Origin of the sequence: Amniculibacterium aquaticum, assembly GCF_003852705.1 — a bacterium.
Classification (GTDB): domain Bacteria; phylum Bacteroidota; class Bacteroidia; order Flavobacteriales; family Weeksellaceae; genus Amniculibacterium; species Amniculibacterium aquaticum.
Window position 1 is genome coordinate 1 of sequence record NZ_REFA01000067.1, and the last position, 1,315, is coordinate 1,315.

The 1,315-nt window shown below is 29.4% G+C and carries 1 protein-coding gene; it reads right to left on the reverse strand.

The features are described 5' to 3' along the window. Window positions 1-320: 320 nt before the first annotated feature. A complete protein-coding gene (locus EIY84_RS11735) occupies window positions 321-1,160 on the reverse strand; it encodes a hypothetical protein (RefSeq protein WP_124643391.1) in 840 nt (279 codons plus the stop codon). Window positions 1,161-1,315 lie beyond the last annotated feature (155 nt).

Genomic DNA, 1,315 nt, shown 5'->3' on the forward strand with positions numbered 1-1,315 from the left:
TTAAAATTTTCACGCAGAAATTATTCGGCATAAAATTTAGAAATCAGAAGGGTAGAGGTCAATAAATTTTCAAATTTGCAAAATCTTCAATTTGATAACGCTCCTCAAATATTACGGACAACGGAAAAAGTATTGGCGAAGGACGGGCTACTTTGCAAACAATTTCAAAAGAAGACCGAACCGGAGCAAAATGCTTTTTCAGATTTCTAAATTACTAAAAAAAGAAATATGAAAAGCATTTTTGCGGATATTGTTAACTGAATTCTCAAAAACAATATTCACCCCGTCTTTTGCCAATACAATGTTATGTGCAGTAATATTTATTCTTTTAGATGTGTAAACTTGTAAATTTTATCTAGTATTTCGGTTGCTTTCGTATTACTTATTTCGCCATATTTTTTTTCGGAAGTTTGTGTAAATCCGAACCAATCTGTAAAACGATAAAAACTTCTTATTTCATAGCAATTTGAAAACTGCTTTTTAGGTTTTCTGTCGAATGGATCATTAAATAATGGCAGGAATTTTTCAAAAATTTGAAGATATTTATCTGCGTAAAATTGTGTTGTATTTTCTGTTTTTCCAAATTTTAAAAGACAATAAATTGTAAACAAATTCCCATATTGAGCAATTGGTTCATTTGGATAACCATCATTAATTGCCCAATTAAAATCAAAAGAAAATGTTGTGAGAATTAGTTTAAAAAGTGATTCTCTATTTTCAAGCTGTTTTTCTCCAGTTTTAGTTAGAGATAATTTTCCTTCTCTTTTTTTTGTCAATTTTGCTATTTCACATACATATTTTGCATTTTGTATAGCGATTGAATCTTGTTCCCTTGAAAGTTTTGAAATTCCATTTTCAATCATTTTATCCGTTATAAATCTATATGCATACAGCTCAACCATTACTTTTTTAGGAAGTGCACCAAGTGGAGTCAATTTTATGAATTCTTCTCTTTTCAGAATTTTTAAGAATTCTTCACAGAGTTTGAAAAATGGAATTTTATCTAGAACATTAGAATCAATTTCATTTTGCAATTGAATCGGACATTCTTCGTGAAAGGGAAGATGAATTAATTCGTGAAGTTCGTAAGGAGACAATCCTGAAAATTTTGCATCAGGTTTATTATTGTATTCGTAAATTTTTCGGTCAATTTCATTCATTAACGCAATTTTGTTAAATTATTGCACATAACGGTTTGCGGCTTTGTGAAGTGCGGACTTTGATTATCAAGTACTTATGCAATCTCAACACCAAGCAAAAAGCCATTTTTCTTTTGCTAAAATACAAAAATTTGTAAAAGAAAATGGCTTTTTGC

Coding starts and splice junctions, on each gene's coding strand:
- EIY84_RS11735 (WP_124643391.1), bottom strand. CDS start 1,160: ATGAATGAAATTGACCGAAAAATTTACGAATACAATAATAAACCTGAT.